This is a genomic window from Streptomyces viridosporus T7A (assembly GCF_008704515.1).
In the GTDB taxonomy this organism is placed as follows: Bacteria; Actinomycetota; Actinomycetes; order Streptomycetales; family Streptomycetaceae; genus Streptomyces; species Streptomyces viridosporus.
In genome coordinates, this window is sequence record NZ_CP023700.1 from 4,625,541 (window position 1) to 4,644,666 (window position 19,126).

General features: G+C 72.8%; 15 protein-coding genes and 1 pseudogene. 14 read left to right on the top strand and 2 right to left on the bottom strand.

From position 1 onward, the window contains the following. Positions 1–329: 329 nt before the first annotated feature. Positions 330–1,163, bottom strand: coding sequence for an HAD family hydrolase (locus CP969_RS21525; protein WP_004985180.1), 834 nt, complete (start codon positions 1,161–1,163; stop codon positions 330–332). A 578-nt stretch (positions 1,164–1,741) separates the two neighbouring features. Here CP969_RS21525 and ssd point away from each other — a divergent pair. The 7 genes and pseudogenes from ssd to CP969_RS21560 all read left to right on the top strand — a co-directional run. Then, positions 1,742–2,845 (top strand): septum site-determining protein Ssd, encoded by a 1,104-nt coding sequence (gene ssd, locus CP969_RS21530; protein WP_016825243.1) that lies wholly within the window; start codon positions 1,742–1,744, stop codon positions 2,843–2,845. Next, on the top strand, positions 2,842–4,053 hold the full coding sequence (locus CP969_RS21535; RefSeq protein WP_039831000.1) for a TadA family conjugal transfer-associated ATPase: 1,212 nt from the start codon (positions 2,842–2,844) through the stop codon (positions 4,051–4,053). The genes ssd and CP969_RS21535 overlap by 4 nt, the downstream gene beginning before the upstream one ends. Then, complete coding sequence (locus CP969_RS21540; RefSeq protein ID WP_223887092.1) at positions 4,050–4,934, top strand: type II secretion system F family protein; 885 nt, start codon at positions 4,050–4,052, stop codon at positions 4,932–4,934. The genes CP969_RS21535 and CP969_RS21540 overlap by 4 nt, the downstream gene beginning before the upstream one ends. After that, positions 4,931–5,722, top strand: a complete 792-nt coding sequence (locus CP969_RS21545) for a type II secretion system F family protein (RefSeq protein WP_016825240.1) — start codon at positions 4,931–4,933, stop codon at positions 5,720–5,722. Before CP969_RS21540 ends, CP969_RS21545 begins: the two co-directional genes overlap by 4 nt. A gap of 93 nt (positions 5,723–5,815) precedes the next feature. Next, positions 5,816–6,025 (top strand): DUF4244 domain-containing protein, encoded by a 210-nt coding sequence (locus CP969_RS21550; protein ID WP_026084992.1) that lies wholly within the window; start codon positions 5,816–5,818, stop codon positions 6,023–6,025. After that, a complete protein-coding gene (locus CP969_RS21555) occupies positions 6,012–6,377 on the top strand; it encodes a TadE family type IV pilus minor pilin (RefSeq protein ID WP_051044411.1) in 366 nt (121 codons plus the stop codon). Before CP969_RS21550 ends, CP969_RS21555 begins: the two co-directional genes overlap by 14 nt. Next, a pseudogene (locus tag CP969_RS21560) lies at positions 6,374–6,679 on the top strand (Rv3654c family TadE-like protein); the annotation flags it as partial. The gene CP969_RS21555 and the pseudogene CP969_RS21560, both read left to right, overlap by 4 nt. 40 nt (positions 6,680–6,719) lie before the next feature. Here the strand turns inward: CP969_RS21560 and CP969_RS21565 are convergent. Then, entirely contained in the window at positions 6,720–9,404 is a 2,685-nt protein-coding gene (locus CP969_RS21565; RefSeq protein ID WP_223887093.1) for a DEAD/DEAH box helicase, read from the bottom strand. A gap of 79 nt (positions 9,405–9,483) precedes the next feature. On the opposite strand from CP969_RS21565, the gene bldG reads away from it, so the two are divergent. The 7 genes from bldG (at position 9,484) to topA (ending at position 19,063) form a co-directional block, all read left to right on the top strand. After that, positions 9,484–9,825 (top strand): anti-sigma factor antagonist BldG, encoded by a 342-nt coding sequence (gene bldG / locus CP969_RS21570; protein ID WP_003991900.1) that lies wholly within the window; start codon positions 9,484–9,486, stop codon positions 9,823–9,825. A gap of 112 nt (positions 9,826–9,937) precedes the next feature. After that, on the top strand, positions 9,938–10,369 hold the full coding sequence (locus CP969_RS21575; protein WP_016825237.1) for an ATP-binding protein: 432 nt from the start codon (positions 9,938–9,940) through the stop codon (positions 10,367–10,369). A gap of 323 nt (positions 10,370–10,692) precedes the next feature. Continuing rightward, positions 10,693–13,098, top strand: coding sequence for a sodium-translocating pyrophosphatase (locus tag CP969_RS21585; protein ID WP_004985163.1), 2,406 nt, complete (start codon positions 10,693–10,695; stop codon positions 13,096–13,098). 190 nt (positions 13,099–13,288) lie between these two features. After that, complete coding sequence (locus CP969_RS21590) at positions 13,289–13,879, top strand: small secreted protein (RefSeq protein WP_078495377.1); 591 nt, start codon at positions 13,289–13,291, stop codon at positions 13,877–13,879. 65 nt (positions 13,880–13,944) lie between these two features. Next, positions 13,945–15,465 carry a DUF7059 domain-containing protein gene (locus CP969_RS21595; protein WP_016825234.1) on the top strand — a complete coding sequence of 507 codons (1,521 nt, stop codon included), beginning with the start codon at positions 13,945–13,947 and terminating at the stop codon, positions 15,463–15,465. A 320-nt stretch (positions 15,466–15,785) separates the two neighbouring features. Continuing rightward, positions 15,786–15,983, top strand: a complete 198-nt coding sequence (locus CP969_RS21600; RefSeq protein ID WP_004985157.1) for a hypothetical protein — start codon at positions 15,786–15,788, stop codon at positions 15,981–15,983. A 245-nt stretch (positions 15,984–16,228) separates the two neighbouring features. Next, the gene (topA, locus tag CP969_RS21605) at positions 16,229–19,063 is read left to right on the top strand and encodes a type I DNA topoisomerase (protein WP_016825233.1); all 2,835 of its coding nucleotides are present in this window, start codon (positions 16,229–16,231) and stop codon (positions 19,061–19,063) included. Positions 19,064–19,126 lie beyond the last annotated feature (63 nt).

Genomic DNA, 19,126 nt, shown 5'->3' on the forward strand with positions numbered 1-19,126 from the left:
CATGCCCACCGGGTTACCAGGCGTCCTCGATACATGCCCATCAGGTCGGGTACTTTGCCCGTCACCTGGTGCGGCTGGCCCGTAATCGACGGGTCGACGTCGCGTGGGTGCCCGGTGTCCATGCGCGGTCCGTGGGGCCATATGCGTGGTGAAGGTGATCCTCTCGGATGTCCTTGGTCTCGCGGGCCGTCGATTCCTTTGTACTCCAGGACCAAGGGAAGCGGAAGTGCCGGTCTCGCTTCTTTACTTTTAGGTTCAAACAGGTGCGGAACGGGCGCCGATGTGCGCGGGGGACGGCCGGCGATCGGCGGAGTGTTTCCGCAAGGCGGTCAGGCCACCGTCGCGCGGCGCCGGCTGGCGAACCAGACGAGGCCCGCGGTGGCCGCGGCCGCCCCTATGGCGGCCGCCGCGACCAGGGCGGGGCGCGGCGGCACGGAGAACGCCGGGAAGCGCTGCTTGAGCCGGACGGGCCGGTGGAAGTCCAGGATCGGCCACTCGCGCGCGAGGGCCTCCCGGCGCAGCGCGCGGCCCGGGTTCACCGCGTGCGGGTGGCCCACGGCCTCCAGCATCGGCACATCGGTCACCGAATCGCTGTAGGCGTAGCAACGGGCCAGGTCGTAGCCCTCGGACTCGGCCAGTTCCCTGATCGCCTCGGCCTTCGTCGGGCCGTACGCGTAGTACTCCACCTCACCGGTGAAGCACCCGTCGTCCCCCACGGCCATGCGGGTGGCCACGACCCGGTCGGCGCCGAGCAGTTCGCCGATCGGCTCGACGACCTCGGCGCCGGAGGTGGACACGATCACGACGTCGCGGCCCGCGGTGTGGTGCTCCTCGATCAGGGTGGCGGCCTCGTCGTAGATGATCGGGTCGATCAGGTCGTGCAGCGTCTCGGCGACGATCTCCTTGACCTGCTGGACGTTCCAGCCGCGGCACAGTGCGGACAGGTACTTGCGCATCCGCTCCATCTGGTCGTGGTCGGCGCCGCCGGCCAGGAAGACGAACTGGGCGTACGCGGTGCGCAGGACCGCTCTGCGGTTGATCAGACCGCCTTGGTAGAACGACTTGCTGAACGTGAGTGTGCTCGACTTCGCAATGACCGTCTTGTCCAGGTCAAAGAAGGCGGCTGTGCGGGGCGACGAGTGGTTTTCCACGCCCTTGAGCATAGGCGCAGCCCATTCGGCGTAAGGTGGGGCGTGTGGGTTTGCCTGAGAGGGCTCTCGGGTACACCATGGAAGTCACGGATCGTTCGCGACCGTGCTAACCCGGTCCGACTCCTCCCCCCCGAGTCGGCCGTGGGGACGACCCCCGCTCTCCCCCCCGGCGGGGGTCGTCGCATGTCCGGGTGGGTTTTCTTCCTCTCTTCGTAACCAAGGCCCTGTGCCGGTGTGGTGAGCGAGGAGAGATTGTCATGCGCATGAATGATAGCTGTGGGTAGTCGTCGGACTGCTCTGCGGTAATCGCGCAGGAGATGTGCACGGCTCACCGCTATGGGTGACGGCGATATTCACAACGGTCGAGGCGTCCACAGTTTTCCACCAAGATCCACGCGGTTTTTCCGATCGCTGCACCGTGTTTCCAGCGCGTCCCGCTCGTCACGAGTTCACGCCCGGTTCGTCGTTTGCCGGGGCGCGTATGGCCGGTTTCCGTCCGCCTTCCCCCGGGAGGCGGCTCGCCGGCTCTTCACACGTCGGGAATCGCGGGCCGCAGGAGCCCGCGAAAGATGCAGCAAAGAAGGACGACCATGGCTGGAACCGTCACGCGTGATCCGCTGCCCGCCGCCGGAGGCCGCCAGGGCGCACCGCTGATCGTCACCGAGGACGCCGGACTCCTCGACGACCTGCTGCGCCTGTGCGCGGCGGCCGGCGCCACACCGGAGGTCCATCACGGGATGCCGGAGCCGAGGAGCGGCTGGGAGGCCGCGCCGCTCGTCCTCGTCGGCGACGACGCCGCGCGGCGCGTGCGCGGGGCCCCGAGACGACGAGGGGTGGTGCTCGTCGGCCGCGACCAGGACGATTCCGGGGTCTGGCGCAGGGCCGTCGAGATCGGCGCCGACCACGTGCTGATGCTGCCCGACGGCGAGCAGTGGCTGGTGGACCGCATCGCCGATGTGGCGGAGGGCGTCGGACGGCCCGCCCTGACGGTCGGCGTCATCGGCGGCCGGGGCGGGGCCGGAGCGTCCACGCTCGCGTGCGCGCTCGCCGTCACCTCCGCGCGGGAGGGGCTGCGCACCCTCCTGGTGGACGCGGATCCGCTGGGCGGCGGACTCGACGTGGTGCTCGGCGGAGAGACCGCCGAGGGGCTGCGCTGGCCCGCGTTCGCCGCCTCGCGCGGACGGGTCGGCGGCGGGGCCCTGGAGGAGTCGCTGCCCGAGCTGCACTCCCTGCGGGTGCTCAGCTGGGACCGCGGCGACTGCGTCGCCGTACCGCCCCAGGCCGTACGCGCGGTGCTCGCCGCGGCGCGGCGCGGGGGCGGCGTGGTCGTGGTCGACCTGCCGCGCCGCGTCGACGACGGGGTCGCCGAGGTCCTCGCCCAGCTCGACCTCGGACTCCTCCTGGTTCCCGCGGAGCTGCGCGCCGTCGCGGCGGCGGGACGCGTCGCCTCCGCCGTGGGCATGGTCCTGCGCGACCTGCGGGTGGCGGTCCGCGGGCCGTACGCGCCCGGTCTGGACGACCGCGAGGTGGCCCGGCTGCTCGGACTCCCCCTGGCGGGGGACGTGCCCGTCGAACCCTCGCTGCAGCGCCCGCAGGAGACGGGGCGACCGCCCGGGGTGTCGCGCCGGGGTCCCCTGGCCCGCTTCTGCAGGGAGTTCTGGGAGCGGGTGCTGGTGGAGGCGAGGGCGGCATGAGGGGGCCTGCGGTGACCGGGGCGGGCATGCCGCCCGGTCTGCTCGACGGAGTGCGGCGGCGGCTGGCCGAGAGTGGGGCCGAGCCGACGCCCGCGCGGGTGGCGCAGGCGCTGCGGGACCAGGGGCGGGTGCTCGGGGACGCCGAAGTGCTGCGAGCGGCCGAGCAGTTGCGCTCCGAGCTGGTCGGCAGCGGGCCGCTGGAACGGCTCCTCGCCGACGCGTCGGTGACGGACGTGCTGGTGTCCGCGCCGGACCGGGTCTGGGTCGACCGGGGCGGAGGGCTGGAGCTCACCGACGTCTCCTTCCCCGACGCGGTGGCCGTTCGGCGTCTCGCGCAGCGGCTCGCCGCCGTGGCCGGCCGGCGCCTGGACGACGCCCGGCCCTGGGTCGACGCGCGCCTGCCCGACGGGACGCGGCTGCACGCGGTGCTGCCCCCGGTGGCCGTCGGCTGTGCCTGTCTGTCGCTGCGGGTCGTGCGGCCCCGCGCCTTCACGCTCGACGAGCTGGTGGCGGCCGGGACGGTGCCGCCGGGCGGGGACCGCGTGCTGCGGGCGCTGCTGGACGCCCGGTTGTCGTTCCTCGTCAGCGGGGGCACCGGCAGCGGCAAGACGACCCTGCTGAGCGCCCTGCTGGGACTGGTCGGGCCGGACGAGCGGATCGTGCTGGCCGAGGACTCGGCGGAACTGCGGCCCGATCACCCGCACGTCGTGCGGTTGGAGACCAGACCCGCCAACCAGGAGGGCGCGGGGCTCGTCACCCTCGAGGACCTGGTGCGGCAGGCGCTGCGGATGCGGCCGGACCGGCTGGTCGTGGGCGAGGTGCGCGGCGCGGAGGTGGTCCATCTGCTGGCCGCCCTCAACACGGGCCATGAAGGCGGCTCCGGAACTGTTCACGCCAACGCCGCCGCCGACGTGCCGGCCCGGCTGGAGGCGCTCGGTACGGCCGCCGGGCTCGACCGGCTCGCGCTGCACAGCCAGCTGGCGGCCGCCCTCTCGGTGGTGCTGCACCTCGTGCGCGACCGGACCGGGCGGCGGCGGATCGCGGAGGTGCACGTGCTGGAACGGGACCCGTCGGGACTGGTCCGGACGGTGCCGGCGCTGCGGTGGGGCCCGGAGGCCTTCGCGTACGAGCGGGGGTGGGAGCGGCTGCGGGGACTGCTGCGGACCACGGACCGCGGCAGCGGACCACGGGAGGGGACCGGGGCATGAACGGGACGTTCAGGATGCCGGCCGGGATGCCGACGGGCGCGGCCGCGGCGTGCCTGGGGATCGCGGCCTGGCTGTGGGGCGGTGGCCGGGCCGGGGTCCGGCGGGCGCGATCGCTGCTGGCCGGCGGGGCAGCGGCCGGGGACGGGCCGCCGGGATGGTCCCGCGCGACCCGCGAGTGGCGGCGGATCCGCGGGCGGTTGCACGCGGAGTGGTGGTCGCCGGCCGCCGGGGTGGTGCTGGCGGTGCTGGGGGCGTCGGTGCTGCCCGTCGTCGCGGGGGCGGCCGGGGTGCCCCTGCTGCGGCGGGTGCGGTTGGCCGCCCGGGAGCGCCGGGTGCGCGAGAGCCGGGAGGACGCGGTGATCGCGTTGTGCGGCGCGCTCGCCGGGGAGGTGCGTGCGGGGCGGCAACCCGGCGCGGCGCTGCTGACCGCCGTGCGGGACTCCGGCGGGCTCGGTGACGCCCAGGCGGCCGTGCTGGCGGCGGCGCGCTTCGGCGGGGACGTTCCGGAGGCGCTCGCGGCGGCGGCGCAGCCGGGCGCCGAGGGGCTGCGAGGGCTCGCCGCGTGCTGGCGGGTGGCGGTGGACCAGGGTGCCGGGCTCGCGGACGGACTCGACCGGCTGGAAGCGGCGCTGCGGGCCGAACGCGACCGGCGCGCCGACCTGCGCGCCCAGTTGGCCGGTGCCCGTGCCACGGCGGTGATGCTCGCCGGGCTCCCGGCGGTGGGCCTCGCGCTCGGCGCGGCCCTCGGCGCCGACCCGCTGCGGATCCTGCTGCACACACCGTCGGGGCTGGGCTGTCTGGCGGCCAGCGGGGTGCTGGAGGGGCTGGGGCTGTGGTGGGCGCTGCGGATCATGCGGGGCGCCGAGGAGGTGGCGGGGTGAGCGGGGACGTCGTCCACAGGCTGGGGGCAGTGGTGGGGGTGGTCTCGGCGCTGGTGTGGCCGGCGTGGTGGTGGCACCGGAGGCGACACGAGCGGCGGGTGCGGCGGCGACTGGCCGAGGTGCTGGCCCTGGAGCGGGCAGCGGCCGCCCCACGCCTCACGGTGCCGGACGCCGCGCGGATCTGGCTGCCGCACGCCGGCGTGGCGTGTGCCGGATGGGTGCTGGTGGGCGGTCTCGCCGGGGCCGCCGCGGGACTGATCGCCGCGGCCGGACTGTGGCGGTGGCGACGGCGGCGGGCGGCGGACGGTCCGCAGGCGCGCGAGCGGGCGCGCCTCGCGGCCGGGGCGGCGCGTCAACTGCCCCTCGCCGCCGACCTGCTCTCCGCCTGCATCGCGGCGGGCGCCGGTCCGGTGACGGCCGCGCAGGCCGTCGGGGAGGCCCTGGGCGGACCGGTCGGGGAGGCCCTGGCGCGGGGTGCGGCGGAGGTGCGGCTCGGTGGTGAACCGGATGCGGCGTGGCAGCGGCTGGCCTCGGTGCCGGGCGCCGCGGCTCTGGCCCGGCTGCTGGAGCGGGCCGACGTGTCCGGGCTGCCCCTGTCCACCCCCGTGGCCCGGCTCGCCGCCGAGGCCCGCGCGGAGTGGGCCCGCGCGGCGACGGCACGGGCCCGGCGGGCGGCCGTCATGGTCAGCGCGCCGGTGGGGCTGTGCTTCCTCCCCGCGTTCGTCGCGGTCGGCGTGCTGCCCGTGGTGATCGGGCTCGCGGGCGGGGTGCTGGGAGGAGGTGCCTGACGGGGGAGCGACCGGGCGGCCGGTGAGCGGGCCGCGCAGACGAGTGGTGTTTCACATGGTGTTCCGACAGGACCTTTCCTCATGGGGGTTGTGATGTATCAGGCGGTGCGGGCACGGCTGCGTGCCCTGGTGTGCAAGGCGCGTGCGGCGCGGAGGGACGCGGGGATGGTGACCTCCGAGTACGCGATGGGGATCGTGGCGGCGGTGGCGTTCGCCGTGGTGCTCTACAAGGTGGTCACGAGCGGGCCGGTCGGCACGGCCCTGCGCAACATCGTGCAGCAGGCACTCGATGGCCGGATGTGAGCGGGGCCGGGACCGGGGGTTCGTGACGGCGGAGTCGGCCGTGGTGCTGCCCGTGCTGGTGGTGTTCGCGACGGCACTGGTCTACGGGCTGCTGGTGGTGGCGGCACAGATCCGGTGCGTGGACGCGGCACGCACGGGCGCCCGCGCGGCGGCCCGGCAGGACCCGCCCGACGCGGTCACCGAGGTGGCCCGGGAGGCGGCACCGTCCGGCGCGGAGGTCACGGTGCGCAGGGAGGCCGGGCACGTCCGAGTGGTCGTCGTGGCCAGGCCCCCGCTGCTGGACGGACTGCCCTTCGACGTCCGGGAGGAGGCCGTGGCGGCGGTGGAGGAGACGGTGGGGGCGGGGGCATGAGCACCGCCCACCGGGTGCGACGGCCCGGGGTCCCCGGCCGGGGCGTCGCCGACCGGGGTTCCGCGACCGTCTGGAGCGTCGGGGCGATCGCCGTGCTGTGTGTCGTCTTCGGCGTCGTCCTGGCCCTCGGGCACGCGGTGGTGGTCCGGCACCGCGCGGCCGGGGGCGCGGACCTCGCGGCGCTCGCGGCGGCGGACCACTGGACGCGGGGCGGTACGGTCGCCTGTGCCCGGGCGGACCGGGTGGCCCGGGCACAGGGCACGCGGCTCGTGCGGTGCGCGGTCGACGGCGAGGTCTCGGACGTGTCGGTGGCGTCAGGCCGGGGTCCGTTCACGGCGGAGGTCAGGGCACGGGCGGGCCCTCCGGGCTCCCCGGGCCCTCCGGGCTCCCCGGGCCCTCCGGGCTCCCCGGGCCCTCCGGGCCAGGCGGAATCCCCGGACCCGGCCCCGCACCCGGATTCGGCCCCGGATCCGGCCCCGGCGTCGGCTCAGGAGCCGATTCCGTCCCCGAGCCCGGTCCCGTCCCCGAGCCCGGTCCTGCCTCTGACGCCGGTCCCGGAGCCGTCGCGGGCCCCGCCCCGTCCGGCGCCCCCTCCAGCAGCACCGTGAGCAGCCGTACCGCGCCCCGTTTGTGCAGGGGGTCGTTGCCGTTGCCGCACTTGGGGGACTGGATGCAGGAGGGGCAGCCGGCCTCGCACTCGCAGGAGGCGATGGCCTGACGGGTGGCGGTGAGCCAGGCGCGGGCGGTGTGGAAGGCGCGCTCCGCGAAGCCCGCGCCGCCCGGGTGGCCGTCGTAGACGAAGACGGTGGGCAGCAGCGTGTCGGGGTGGAGGGGGATCGAGACGCCGCCGATGTCCCAGCGGTCGCAGGTCGCGAAGAGCGGCAGCATGCCGATCGACGCGTGCTCCGCGGCGTGCAGGGCACCGCCGAGGATCTCCGGATTGATCCGGGCCCGGTCCAACTGGTCCTCGGTGACCGTCCACCACACCGCGCGGGTGCGCAGCGTGCGGGGAGGGAGGTCGAGCTTCGTCTCGCCCAGCACCTCACCGGTGATGACACGCCGGCGCAGGAAGGAGACCACCTGGTTGGTGACCTCCACGGAGCCGTAGCACAGGCGGCCGGCGCCCCACGGGACCTCGGTGTCCGTCTCCAGCACGGAGATCGACGTCGTGTCCCGGGCGACCGTCGTGTACGTCGGGTTCGCCTGCTCGACCAGGGCGACGGAGTCCTCCAGGTCGAGGGACCGGACGAGGTACGTGCGGCCCTGGTGCAGGTGGACCGCGCCCTCGTGGACGCTCGCGTGGGCGGCGCCCGCGTCGACCGTGCCGAGCAGCCTGCCGGTGCCGGACTCGACGACCTGGACCGGCCGGCCGCCCTCCCCGCGGATGTCGGTGAGGTCGGCGGCCCGCTCCCGGCGGGTCCAGTGCCAGGCCCTGGTCCGGCGGCGGAGCAGCTTCGCGGCCTCCAGTTGCGGGAGGAGTCCCTCGGCGGCCGGGCCGAACAGGTCGAGGTCCTCGTCCGTCAGGGGCAGTTCCTCGGCGGCCGCGCACAGGTGCGGGGCGAGCACGTAGGGGTTGTCCGGGTCGAGGACGGTGGACTCCACGGGCTGGTCGAACAGGGCCTCGGGGTGGTGGACGAGGAAGGTGTCCAGCGGGTCGTCGCGGGCGACCAGGACGGCGAGGGCGCCCTGCCCGGACCGTCCCGCGCGGCCGGCCTGCTGCCACAGGGAGGCCCGGGTGCCCGGGTATCCGGCGAGCACCACCGCGTCCAGGCCGGAGACGTCCACGCCGAGCTCCAGCGCGTTGGTCGCGGCCAGGCCGAGGAGTTCGCCGGAGTGCAGGGCCCGTTCCAGGGCGCGGCGCTCCTCGGGGAGGTAGCCGCCCCGGTACGCCGCGACCCGCCGGACCAGTGAGCGGTCGACCTCGGCGAGGCGTTCCTGGGCGATCACGGAGATCAGCTCGGCGCCGCGCCGGGAGCGCACGAAGGCGACCGAGCGGACGCCCTGCACGGTGAGGTCGGTCAGCAGGTCGGCGGCCTCGGCGGTGGCGGTGCGGCGGACGGGCGCGCCCCTCTCGCCGTGCAGCTCGGTCAGGGGCGGCTCCCAGAGGGCGAACACCAGTTCACCGCGCGGTGAGGCGTCGTCGGCGACCTCGACCACCGGCAGGCCGGTGAGCCGGCGGGCGGCGACCGCGGGCTCGGCGGCGGTCGCGGAGGCCAGCAGGAACACCGGCGAGGCCCCGTAACGGGCGCACAGCCGGCGCAGTCGGCGCAGCACCTGGGCGACGTGCGAGCCGAAGACGCCCCGGTAGGTGTGGCACTCGTCGACGACGACGTACTTCAGCGCCTTGAGGAAGGAGGACCAGCGGGGGTGGGACGGCAGGACGCCCCGGTGCAGCATGTCCGGGTTGGTCAGCACGTAATTGGCGTACTGGCGGATCCACTCGCGTTCCTCGAACGGAGTGTCGCCGTCGTAGACCGCCGCGCGCACCGAATGGCCCAGCGGATGTGAAAGTTCCTTCACGGACCGGCACTGGTCCGCCGCGAGGGCCTTGGTGGGGGCGAGGTAGAGGGCGGTCGCGCCGCGGCCGTTCGGGGCCTCGGAGCCGTCCAGGAGCGTCGACAGGACCGGCGCGAGGTACGCCAGGGACTTGCCGGAGGCCGTGCCGGTGGCGACCACGACCGATTCGCCGTCCAGGGCGTGCTCGGCGGCGCGTGCCTGGTGGGCCCAGGGGTGGTCGATGCCCGCGGCCCGCACGGCGGCGACGACCTCCGTACGGATCCGGTCCGGCCAGGGGGCATGGCGGCCCGCGCGCGGGGGCAAGTGCTCCGTATGAGTGATGCGCGAAGCCCGGCTCGGTCCGGACGCGAGCCGGTCCAGGACCGTGCCCGGAGCGGGGCCGGACGCGGTGTCCGTCGGGGATCGATCGGATCGGTGATTCTTGGCCATCGGCACCGAGTGTGTCACCGGCGTGACGGACAATGGGGCCAAGGCGTCGTGCACGCCTGCCGGTAAGTGATTGAATGCCATCGCGGCTGGCGAACCGTCCCGGGGGCTGAGCCGAGATGCCCCAAGGGCGACCGCTCGATAGCTAGGTGCTGGAGGATCCGTGGACCTGTCCCTGTCGACCGAGACCATGGGCGATCGCACGATCGTCAGGGTCGGTGGCGAAATCGACGTATATACCGCGCCCAAGCTGCGCGAGCAGCTGGTCGAGCTGGTGAACGACGGCAGTTTCCACCTTGTCGTCGACATGGAAGGTGTGGACTTCCTCGACTCCACCGGTCTCGGCGTGCTGGTCGGCGGCCTGAAGCGCGTCCGTGCCCATGAGGGCTCGCTGCGCCTGGTCTGCAACCAGGAGCGCATTCTCAAGATCTTCCGTATCACCGGCCTCACCAAGGTGTTCCCGATTCACACCTCGGTCGAGGAAGCGGTGGCGGCCACCGACTGATCACCGGTCCCGGGCCGGCGTGCCCGGGCGGCAGAAGTGAAGCACGAGGGGAGGCCGGGCTCTTCGGCGGCCCGGCCCCTCCACAGCACGCCCGTACTTGCGAGGGGGATGCATGGCCACCGTCGAGCTCCGCTTCAGCGCGTTGCCCGAGCACGTCAGGACCGCCCGGCTCGTGGCGGCGGCGGTGGCGCGCAGGGCCGGAGTGGACGAGGCCGTCCTCGACGAGGTCAGGCTCGCGGTCGGCGAGGCGTGCACACGAGCCGTGGGACTGCACCAGAACGGCGGAATCCCGGCACCCGTGAAGGTACTGCTGATCGAGGAGGAGAAGCAGTTCTCCATCGAGGTCGGCGACGAGGCACCCCACGCGGTCCCCGGCGGGCCCGGTGACGGGCCCGGCGACACGGACGTCGAGATCGAGGAGGACGAGATGGGCCTCGCGGTCATCAGCGGCCTCGTCGACGACGTGGAAGTGAGTGCCGGAGAGAACGGCGGATCGATCCGCATGAGGTGGCCCCTCACGCCGCCGGCCACCCTCCCGGCCTGAGCCGGCTCACCCGAACAGCGCTTCTTCCCGACGAAGGGCCCCACCCGTGGGGCCCTTCGTCGTGTGCGGCCGTCGATGCCCGCGCTTACAGTGGTCACGTGCGCTTGATCGAGTGAATTCATTCACGATCAATCGCGCCGCGGAAAACACGGCTGCGTGAATGCGTCAAAAGCATTACCGATTCGGCTTCCCGGCCATCCGGCGATCATCGGGTGAAGGGTGAGTGCAGGACATTTACATTTCACGCGCTCTGTTTTGATCAGGTTCCGGTACCTACAATCCCGTCCACATCTTGAGCTCAGCCCAAGCGTCAAGGAGGACGAATGGCGGGGCTTTCCATCGCATATGAGTCGGGTCAACCCACATCCCTCGCAGCCGCCGTGCTGACCGACGACAACCGCCTGCTCGTGGTGGTCATCGGCGTCGTGGCACTGGCGGCACTGGTCGTCGCGGGAGTCCTGGTGCGCCAGGTGCTCGCGGCCGGCGAGGGCACCGACGGCATGAAGGAGATCGCGGCAGCGGTCCAGGAGGGCGCGAACGCCTATCTGGCCCGTCAGCTGCGCACGCTCGGCGTATTCGCCGTCGTCGTGTTCTTCCTGCTCATGCTGCTGCCCGCGGACGACTGGAATCAGCGTGCCGGACGATCGGTGTTCTTCTTGATCGGAGCGGCGTTCTCGGCGGCCACCGGCTATATCGGCATGTGGCTCGCCGTGCGCAGTAATGTGCGGGTCGCCGCGGCGGCGCGCGAAGCCACTCCGGCCGAGGGCGAGCCGGAAAAGGATCTCACCGCGGTATCGCACAGGGCGATGAAGATCGCTTTTCGCACGGGTGGCGTCGTCGGCATGTTCACCGTCGGCCTCGGCCTGCTGGGCGCCTCCTGCGTGGTGCTGGTGTACGCGGCCGACGCGCCGAAGGTGCTCGAGGGCTTCGGGCTCGGGGCCGCGCTGATCGCGATGTTCATGAGGGTCGGCGGCGGCATCTTCACCAAGGCCGCCGACGTCGGCGCCGACCTGGTCGGCAAGGTCGAGCAGGGCATCCCGGAGGACGATCCGCGCAATGCCGCGACCATCGCCGACAACGTGGGCGACAACGTCGGCGACTGCGCGGGCATGGCGGCCGACCTCTTCGAGTCGTACGCCGTGACCCTGGTGGCCGCGCTGATCCTGGGCTCGGCGGCGTTCGGCGACGCGGGGCTCGCCTTCCCGCTGCTGGTGCCGGCGATCGGCGTCCTCACCGCGATGATCGGCATCTTCGCGGTGGCACCGAGGCGCGCCGACCGCAGCGGCATGAGCGCGATCAACCGGGGGTTCTTCATCTCCGCGGTGATCTCGCTGGCGCTGGTCGCGATCGCGGTGTTCACCTACCTGCCGTCGTCCTACGCCGACCTCGACGGCGTCACCGACGCGACGATCCAGGGCAAGGACGGCGATCCGCGGATCCTCGCGCTCGTCGCGGTGGCCATCGGCATCGTGCTCGCCGCCCTCATCCAGCAGCTCACCGGCTACTTCACCGAGACGACCCGGCGCCCGGTGAAGGACATCGGCAGGACCTCCCTCACCGGCCCGGCCACCGTCGTCCTCGCCGGTATCTCCATCGGCCTCGAATCCGCCGTCTACACCGCCCTGTTGATCGGCCTCGGCGTCTACGGGGCGTTCCTGCTCGGCGGGACGTCGATCATGCTGGCGCTGTTCGCGGTGGCGCTGGCCGGCACCGGCCTGCTCACCACGGTCGGGGTGATCGTCGCGATGGACACCTTCGGGCCGGTCTCCGACAACGCGCAGGGCATCGCCGAGATGTCCGGCGACGTCGAGGGCGCGGGCGCCCAGGTGCTCACCGACCTGGACGCGGTCGGCAACACCACCAAGGCCATCACCAAGGGCATCGCCATCGCCACGGCGGTGCTGGCCGCGGCGGCGCTGTTCGGCTCCTACCGGGACGCCATCACCAGCGGTGCGAGAGAGGTGGGCGAGCGGCTCAGCGGTGAGGGTGCGCCGATGAGCCTGATGATGGACATCTCGCAGCCCAACAACCTCGTCGGTCTGATCGCGGGCGCGGCGGTCGTCTTCCTGTTCTCCGGGCTGGCGATCAACGCGGTGTCGCGGTCGGCCGGTTCGGTGGTCTTCGAGGTGCGGCGGCAGTTCCGCGAGAAGCCCGGGATCATGGACCACAGCGAGAAGCCGGAGTACGGCAAGGTCGTCGACATCTGCACCAGGGACGCCCTGCGCGAGCTGGCCACACCGGGTCTGCTCGCCGTGATGGCACCGATCTTCATCGGGTTCACGCTCGGTGTCGGGGCCCTGGGCGCGTTCCTCGCGGGCGCGATCGGCGCGGGCACGCTGATGGCGGTGTTCCTCGCCAACTCCGGCGGTGCCTGGGACAACGCGAAGAAACTCGTCGAGGACGGGCACCACGGCGGCAAGGGCAGCGAGGCCCATGCGGCCACCGTGATCGGCGACACCGTCGGCGACCCCTTCAAGGACACCGCCGGTCCCGCGATCAACCCCCTGCTGAAGGTGATGAACCTGGTGGCGCTGCTCATCGCGCCCGCGGTCATCAAGTTCTCCTACGGCGCCGACAAGAGCGTCGGGATGCGGGTGCTGATCGCGGTCCTCGCGCTGGCGGTGATCGTCGGCGCGGTGTACGTGTCCAAGCGGCGCGGGATCGCCGTGGGGGACGAGGACGACGCCGAACCGGAGCCCAAGTCGGCCGATCCGGCGGTGGTTTCCTAGCGGACGCCGGAAAGGACGGGATCAATGTGCGGGCGGGCGGCGCGTCTTGACGCGACGTCCGCCCGCTCCTCGCGGGGCCCTCGCGCGTGAGCCTTCTCTCGCCTGGTGCAAACGGCTTCAAAAGTGTCGTATCGGTCGTACGGCGGGCGGGCGTCGCCCATCCGGCGTGTATGTTCCGGGGCCGAGAGCCATGGAAGGGACCAAACCGGTGAACAAGAAGCTCGCGGCCGCACTGTCCGGCGGTGCGGTACTGGTACTGGCGCTGACGGGGTGCAGCAGCGACGACGGCAACGAGAAGCTGGACGCCTGGGCGAAGGAGGTCTGCGACGCGGTGCAGCCGCAGGCCAAGAAGATCGCGGCGGCCAACGCCGCGATCCAGAAGGAGACCTCGGACAACAGCACCCCGGAAGAGGTCCAGAACGCCGACTCGAAGGCGTTCCAGGACATGTCCGACGCCTACAAGGCGATCGGCACGGCCGTGAACAAGGCCGGGGCGCCGGACGTCGAGAACGGCGAGCAGAAGCTGACGAACGCGGTGAAGGAACTCAACGGCATCTCCGCGTCGTACGCCTCCCTGAAGGAGCAGGTCGACGCCCTCGACACCGAGGACCAGGCGAAGTTCGCCGACGGTCTGAAGGGCATCGCCGCCGAGCTGGACAAGCTGAGCAAGAGCGGCAACGACGCCCTCAACGAACTGGAGGAGGGCGAGGTCGGCGAGGCGATGGCCCGGCAGGCCAGCTGCAGGACGGCCACCGCGCCGGCGTCGGCCGCGGAGAGCTGAGACGTCCGCGGCGGCCGGCCCGACCGCGGCACGCGCGGGCCGGGAGCGGCGGTCACAATGGGGGCGTGAGTAACGCCGGCCTGCCGCCCCCGCCCTCGTCCGACCGCCCCGACGCCGCCGCCCGGCTGCGGGACGCGCTGCTCGGAGCCTCCTTCACCGCCGACGGGCTGCTCGAACTGCTCGGGGCCCCCGCGTACGCGGCGCTGGCCCGCGGCGAGACCGTGCCCGCCCTCCGGGCCACCCGCGGGGACACGCCGCTGGAGGTGCTCGTACGACTGTTCCTGCTGCAGCAGCCCGTGCCGCGCGCGCGGGTGGCGGAGATGCTGCCCGTGGACACCTGCCTGGAGAGCGGGTGGCTGACGCGGGCCGGCGCGGACGAGGTCGCCGCGACCGTGGACGTGCGGCCGTACGGCGGGCCGGACGGCGAGGACTGGTTCATCGTCTCCGACCTGGGGTGCGCGGTCGGCGGCGCCGGGGGCATCGGCCGCCGCGACGAGGGGGTCGTCCTCGGTGTCGGCGGGGCGTCCACGACCCTGGCCGGCATCACCGTCCGCAGGCCCGTCTCCTCCGCGCTCGACCTCGGCACCGGCTCCGGCATCCAGGCACTGCACGCCACCCGGCACGCCACGCGGGTGACGGCCACCGACGTCAATCCGCGCGCGCTGCACATCACCGCGCTCACCCTGGCCCTCTCCGGCGCCCCGGCCGCCGAGCTGCGCGAGGGGTCGCTGTTCACGCCCGTCCGGGACGACGAGACGTACGACCTGATCGTGTCCAACCCGCCCTTCGTGATCTCACCGGGCGCGCGGCTCACCTACCGCGACGGCGGGATGGGCGGGGACGATCTGTGCCGCACGCTCGTTCAGGAAGCGGGGGAACGGCTCAACGAGGGCGGATTCGCGCAGTTCCTCGCCAACTGGCAGCACGTCGAGGGGGAGGACTGGCAGGACAGGCTCAGGTCGTGGGTGCCGCGGGGGTGCGACGCCTGGATCGTGCAGCGCGAGGTGCAGGACGTCACCCAGTACGCCGAGCTGTGGCTGCGGGACGCGGGCGACCACCGCGGGGACGAGGCCGAGTACCGGGCGCGGTACGACGCGTGGCTGGACGAGTTCGAGGCGCGCAAGGTGAGGGCGGTCGGCTTCGGCTGGATCACCCTGCGCAGGTCCGGCGCCGCTGTGCCGTCGGTCACGGTCGAGGAGTGGCCGCACCCGGTGGAGCAACCGCTCGGCGAGACGGTCCGGGCGCACTTCGACCGGCTCGACCACCTGCGGTCGCACGACGACGCGGCGTTGCTCGAGGCACGCTTCCGGCTGGCCGCGGAGGTCGTCCAGGAGCAGGTCGGGCTGCCCGGCGCCGAGGACCCGGAGCACATCGTGCTGCGCCAGAACCGCGGGATGCGCCGGGCCACCAGGATGGACACGGTCGGCGCGGGCTTCGCGGGGGTGTGTGACGGCACGATGAGCGCGGGCCGCATCCTGGACGCCATCGCCCAGCTCCTCGGCGAGGACCCCGTGCTGCTCCGGGACCGCACGCCCGCACAGATCCGGTTGCTGGTGGAGCAGGGATTCCTGGAGCCGGTCGACTGAGGGGCGTGAGACGGTCGGCCCGGGGGTGCGAGGTGGTCGGCCCGGGGATGTGAGGTGGCCGGCCCGTGGGATGCGAGGCGGTCGACCGAGGGGCGTGAGGTGGCCGGCCGGGGGCGTGAGACGGCCGGATCCGCTCCGTGACCGTGCCCTTTCACGTCGATCCGGAATCCCGCCGTCGGGATTCCGGACCGGACCGACCCCGGCTCGCCACCGATCCGCCGCCCCCGCGTTCACCTCCGGTTCGCCCGCGCGCCGCCCGGGCGTGGCAGCGTCACTTCCCGACCGGCACCGGCGGACGGGGAAGAGGGGCTCGCGGGACCATGGAGAGCGGACCGGCGATCTTCGCGGGAATGGTGTTCTGCCTGTTCGGAGGCGGGCTGCTGGCGTGGACCGCGACCCGTGTACGGCAGCACCGCCCCGTCGCCCACGGTGTGAGTCCCGTCGCATCGGCAGCCGTCGCCGGGCTCGCCGCGGTGATCTTCCTGACGGTCGGCGCATGGTGCTTCACCCGCCTCTGAAGAGCGGATGGCCGCCCCCGATCCCGGGTAACCGGTAGATAGCACTCCGCATAAGCGCGGGCAGTACTGGACACTCCGGGCGGCAGGAACGGCGGTAGTCGGGTTACCGTTCGAGTGGCCGTTGCGGGCTTTTCCCGTTTGACACGGGGGCGGGATGTACCGTCACACTCCGCAGCGTCACCATGACCCGACCCCGGGAGGACCGCCTGGGGAGGCCCCAGCGTCGACCGGAGAGAAGAGCGAAGTTGTCCCCGACCAGCGAGACCGCGAAGGGCGGCCGCCGACTCGTCATCGTCGAGTCGCCTGCCAAGGCGAAGACGATCAAGGGCTATCTCGGCCCCGGATACATCGTCGAGGCGAGCGTCGGGCACATTCGCGACCTTCCCAACGGCGCCGCGGAGGTGCCGGAGAAGTACACCGGTGAGGTGCGCCGCCTCGGTGTGGACGTCGACCATGACTTCCAGCCGATCTATGTGGTCAATGCGGACAAGCGGGCCCAGGTCAAGAAGCTCAAGGACCTGCTGAAGGAGTCCGACGAACTCTTCCTCGCCACCGATGAGGACCGCGAGGGCGAGGCCATCGCCTGGCACCTCCAGGAAGTGCTCAAGCCCAAGATCCCGGTCAAGCGGATGGTGTTCCACGAGATCACCAAGGACGCGATCCGCGAGGCCGTGGCCAACCCGCGCCAGCTCAACCAGAAGCTGGTCGACGCCCAGGAGACCCGCCGCATCCTCGACCGCCTCTACGGCTACGAGGTCTCGCCGGTCCTGTGGAAGAAGGTCATGCCCCGGCTGTCCGCCGGCCGGGTCCAGTCCGTGGCGACGCGGCTCGTGGTGGAGCGCGAGCGCGAGCGCATCGCGTTCCGCTCCGCCGAGTACTGGGACCTGACCGGAACCTTCGCGACGGGCCGCGCGGGAGACGCCTCCGACCCGTCGTCGCTGGTCGCCCGGCTGCAGACGGTCGACGGCCGGCGCGTCGCGCAGGGCCGCGACTTCGACTCGCTGGGGCAGCCGAAGAGCGCCACCGTCCTCCACCTCGACGAGGCGAACGCCCGCGCGCTGGCCGCCACCCTGGAGAACACGCGGTTCGCCGTGCGCTCCGTCGAGTCCAAGCCGTACCGCCGCTCGCCGTACGCCCCGTTCCGTACGACGACGCTGCAGCAGGAGGCGAGCCGCAAGCTCGGCTTCGGCGCGAAGGCCACCATGCAGATCGCGCAGAAGCTGTACGAGAACGGCTACATCACCTACATGCGTACGGACTCGACGACGCTGAGCGAGACGGCGATCTCCGCCGCCCGCGCCCAGGTCACGCAGCTGTACGGTTCCGACTACCTGCCCCCGCAGCCGCGCACCTACGCGGGCAAGGTCAAGAACGCGCAGGAGGCGCACGAGGCGATCCGCCCCTCGGGCGACCGCTTCCGCACGCCCGCCGAGACCGGTCTGACCGGCGACCAGTTCAGGCTGTACGAGCTGATCTGGAAGCGGACCGTCGCCTCGCAGATGAAGGACGCCACCGGCAACTCCGTCACCGTGAAGATCGGCGGCACGGCGGCCGACGGACGGGACGTCGAGTTCAGCGCGTCCGGCAAGACGATCACCTTCCACGGCTTCCTGAAGGCCTACGTCGAGGGCGCCGACGACCCGAACGCCGAGCTCGACGACCGCGAGCGCCGGCTGCCGCAGGTCGCCGAGGGCGACGCCCTCGTCGCCGAGGAGATCACGGCCGACGGCCACGCCACCAAGCCCCCGGCCCGCTACACCGAGGCGTCGCTGGTCAAGGAGCTGGAGGAGCGCGAGATCGGCCGCCCGTCGACGTACGCGTCGATCATCGGCACGATCCTCGACCGCGGCTACGTGTTCAAGAAGGGCACGGCCCTGGTGCCGTCCTTCCTCTCCTTCGCCGTGGTCAACCTGCTGGAGAAGCACTTCGGCCGGCTCGTCGACTACGACTTCACCGCCAGGATGGAGGACGACCTCGACCGCATCGCGCGCGGCGAGGCGCAGGCCGTGCCGTGGCTGAAGCGGTTCTACTTCGGCGAGGGCACGCACAACGGCGGCGCGGCCGAGGCGGGCAACGGCGACGGGGACCACCTCGGCGGCCTCAAGGAGCTGGTGACCGACCTGGGCGCGATCGACGCGCGCGAGGTGTCGTCGTTCCCGGTGGGCAACGGCATCGTGCTGCGGGTCGGGCGCTACGGCCCGTACATCGAGCGCGGCGAGAAGGACAGCGAGCGGCACCAGCGCGCCGACATCCCGGCCGACCTGGCGCCCGACGAGCTGACCGTCGAGCTCGCCGAGGAACTGCTCGCCAAGCCGAGCGGCGACTTCGAGCTGGGCACCGACCCGGCGACCGGTCACACGATCGTCGCCAAGGACGGCCGCTACGGCCCGTACGTCACGGAGATCCTCCCCGAGGGCACCCCGAAGACCGGCAAGAACGCGGTCAAGCCGCGCACGGCCTCCCTCTTCAAGTCGATGTCCCTGGACACGGTGACCCTCGAGGACGCGCTGCGGCTGATGTCGCTGCCGCGCGTGGTCGGCACCGACGCCGAGGGCCAGGAGATCACCGCCCAGAACGGCCGCTACGGGCCGTACCTGAAGAAGGGCACCGACTCGCGGTCGCTGCAGTCCGAGGACCAGATCTTCACGATCACGCTGGAGGAGGCGCTGGCGATCTACGCCCAGCCCAAGCAGCGGGGCCGGGCGGCCGCCAAGCCGCCGCTGAAGGAGCTGGGCGAGGACCCGGTCAGCGGCAGGCCGGTCGTGGTGAAGGACGGCCGCTTCGGCCCGTACGTCACCGACGGCGAGACCAACGCGACCCTGCGCTCCGGCGACAGCGTCGAGGCGATCACGCCGGAACGCGGGTTCGAGCTGCTCGCCGAGAAGCGCGCCAAGGGCCCCGCCAAGAAGACCGCGAAGAAGGCCACCACCAAGAAGGCGGCGGCCAAGAAGGCCCCGGCGAAGAAGACGGCGGCCGCCAAGAAGACCGCGGCGAAGAAGACGACGACCACGAAGAAGGCGACCGCGGCGAAGAAGACGACCACCGGGAGGGCGACCGCCCCGAGCGGCGCGGAGGACTGACACCTCCCCGGAACCCGTCCGTCACCCGGGGAGGATCTTCGCCCCGGGTTCGGAATGCGAACG

What these genes read in the sequence shown, in the direction of transcription:
- CP969_RS21525 (WP_004985180.1), bottom strand. Translation starts at nt 1,163, where the DNA reads ATGCTCAAGGGCGTGGAAAACCACTCGTCGCCCCGCACAGCCGCCTTC.
- ssd (WP_016825243.1), top strand. Translation starts at nt 1,742, where the DNA reads ATGGCTGGAACCGTCACGCGTGATCCGCTGCCCGCCGCCGGAGGCCGC.
- CP969_RS21535 (WP_039831000.1), top strand. Translation starts at nt 2,842, where the DNA reads ATGAGGGGGCCTGCGGTGACCGGGGCGGGCATGCCGCCCGGTCTGCTC.
- CP969_RS21540 (WP_223887092.1), top strand. Translation starts at nt 4,050, where the DNA reads ATGAACGGGACGTTCAGGATGCCGGCCGGGATGCCGACGGGCGCGGCC.
- CP969_RS21550 (WP_026084992.1), top strand. Translation starts at nt 5,816, where the DNA reads ATGTATCAGGCGGTGCGGGCACGGCTGCGTGCCCTGGTGTGCAAGGCG.
- CP969_RS21555 (WP_051044411.1), top strand. Translation starts at nt 6,012, where the DNA reads ATGGCCGGATGTGAGCGGGGCCGGGACCGGGGGTTCGTGACGGCGGAG.
- CP969_RS21565 (WP_223887093.1), bottom strand. Translation starts at nt 9,404, where the DNA reads ATGGCATTCAATCACTTACCGGCAGGCGTGCACGACGCCTTGGCCCCA.
- CP969_RS21575 (WP_016825237.1), top strand. Translation starts at nt 9,938, where the DNA reads ATGGCCACCGTCGAGCTCCGCTTCAGCGCGTTGCCCGAGCACGTCAGG.
- CP969_RS21585 (WP_004985163.1), top strand. Translation starts at nt 10,693, where the DNA reads ATGGCGGGGCTTTCCATCGCATATGAGTCGGGTCAACCCACATCCCTC.
- CP969_RS21590 (WP_078495377.1), top strand. Translation starts at nt 13,289, where the DNA reads ATGGAAGGGACCAAACCGGTGAACAAGAAGCTCGCGGCCGCACTGTCC.
- CP969_RS21600 (WP_004985157.1), top strand. Translation starts at nt 15,786, where the DNA reads ATGGAGAGCGGACCGGCGATCTTCGCGGGAATGGTGTTCTGCCTGTTC.